Genomic DNA, 1710 nt, shown 5'->3' on the forward strand with positions numbered 1-1710 from the left:
GGCGGCGCCACATAGACTCGCGCGGCGTGAGCGCGCTCGCCGACGATGCGCCGACGCCGAAGCCGAGCAGGCTGCGCCGACCGCATTCCAGTTGTCACCGCCACGGCGGCCATAGTAGCCGCCGCCGCGGCCGTAATAGTTGTTCTGGACGTAGCGGTTGCCGCCACCTTTCCAGCCATTTCCGTGTCCGCGGCCGGCTTCCGCCGGAACGGAGAGTGTCAGGGCCATGACCCCGACGAACGCAGCAATCAGTGCTGTGAAGGTTGTCTTACCCATTGTTCGCGTTCCTTAAGCGCAAGATGCTGGGAGGCGTCTTGCGGAGTGGAGGGTTCCCCCAGGGATAGGGTGAAGCGAGTTTTTGCCCCCGCTTTGAGGCAATTTAGGGCCAACAAGATGAACCGAGCCTGAACGGCTCGTGGCTCTCAAGCTTCTGAACGCGCATGAAAAAACCGCCGGGCGGGGCCCGGCGGTTCAAAAGGGTCAGATTTTCGCGCTTGCTTAGGCGAGCTGCACGTTGGCTGCTTGCTTGCCGCGACCGCGACGGTCGTCCTCGATCTCGAAAGAGACTTTGTCGCCCTCGTTTAGGGGCGGAATGCCGGAGCGCTCGAGCGCCGAGGCATGCACGAAGACGTCCTTGCCGCCGTCTTCCGGCTGGATGAAGCCGAAGCCGCGCGTATGGTTGAAGAATTTCACAGTGCCGTTCACACGAGACATGTCAGGGAATCCTTTCCCGTTTCAAAAGTTTCACACAACGGGCCGCCGACCCGCCTCGACAGAGAGGGGCCTTCGACGTCTTGAGATGTCAGGAAAGGGTCGAGCTGTTGCGCCGCTAGTCACTTTGCCGTCGTCCAAGTCCGCGCCCAAAGCCGTGGGCGCCCGGTGCCCAAGAGGATGAGCGATGCCGAACCCCTTGGCAAGCATGATTTTTGGGCCAGTCGCGGAACCTAAACGGCAGATGAACGGCCGCCTCAGACTGGGTTCAGCCGCCAAACCCTAAACCTTCGCACAGGTGAGCGCGGGGCACGCGCTTCCGGGGCCGAAGGAAGGGAAGCGGACATGTGGAAAATCGTTGCAGTTCTGGTGCTTACGGCGCTCGCGATGCTGTTCGGGCGGCTTGCCCAAGACGCCTCGCTCGCCGGCTTCGACCTCCGCAGCGCCGCCGCCGTCGAAGCCGGCGTCAGCGCCCCGATCACGCCGCCTCTGATGTATGCCGGGATCCGGGGGTAGGGTCCCCTAAGGCCACCTGACCAGGGGCGGCAGGGAGGACAGGATCGCCTCGACATTGCCGCCGGTTTTCAAGCCAAAGATGGTGCCCCGGTCGTAGAGCAGGTTGTATTCCACATAGCGACCGCGCCGGACGAGTTGCTCCTCGCGGTCTTCGTCCGTCCAGGGTTTGCCGATGTTGCGCTTCACGATCTCCGGATAGATTTCGACGAAGCTTTTGCCGACCTCTTGGGTAAAGGCGAAGTCCGCCTCCCAATCGCCTGAGTCGAGATAGTCGTAGAAGATGCCCCCGATGCCGCGCGGCTCTTGTCGGTGCGCAAGGTAGAAATACTCGTCGCACCAATCCTTGAAGTGCGGATAGTCGGCCGAAGGCTGCCCTTCGCAGGCGGCCTTCATGGCGGCGTGGAAATCCTTCGAGTCTTGGTCGTTTTGGTTTCGCCTGCGATTGAGCACCGGCGTGAGGTCGCCGCCGCCGCCGAACCAGCC

At 62.6% G+C, this 1710-nt stretch carries 3 protein-coding genes and 1 pseudogene; 1 reads left to right on the plus strand and 3 read right to left on the minus strand.

Annotated elements, in window-relative coordinates; translation table 11 throughout:
* A pseudogene (locus AUC71_RS09800) lies at positions 1–276 on the minus strand (hypothetical protein); the annotation flags it as partial.
* Between the two features lie 222 nt (positions 277–498).
* Entirely contained in the window at positions 499–714 is a 216-nt protein-coding gene (locus AUC71_RS09805) for a cold-shock protein (RefSeq protein ID WP_069624118.1), read from the minus strand.
* Between the two features lie 342 nt (positions 715–1056).
* On the opposite strand from AUC71_RS09805, the gene AUC71_RS19485 reads away from it, so the two are divergent.
* Complete coding sequence (locus AUC71_RS19485; protein ID WP_158007786.1) at positions 1057–1227, plus strand: hypothetical protein; 171 nt, start codon at positions 1057–1059, stop codon at positions 1225–1227.
* Positions 1228–1233: 6 nt separating this feature from the next.
* Here AUC71_RS19485 and AUC71_RS09810 read toward each other — a convergent pair.
* Positions 1234–1710 (minus strand): coproporphyrinogen III oxidase (locus AUC71_RS09810; protein WP_141701590.1); only part of this gene is annotated, 477 nt, incomplete at its 5' end.

The sequence above is a fragment of the Methyloceanibacter marginalis genome, from assembly GCF_001723295.1.
GTDB classification, from domain to species: Bacteria; Pseudomonadota; Alphaproteobacteria; order Rhizobiales; family Methyloligellaceae; genus Methyloceanibacter; species Methyloceanibacter marginalis.

Excerpts from the sequence above, each read along its gene's own strand:
- AUC71_RS09805 (WP_069624118.1), bottom strand. The coding sequence starts at position 714 with ATGTCTCGTGTGAACGGCACTGTGAAATTCTTCAACCATACGCGCGGC.
- AUC71_RS19485 (WP_158007786.1), top strand. The coding sequence starts at position 1,057 with ATGTGGAAAATCGTTGCAGTTCTGGTGCTTACGGCGCTCGCGATGCTG.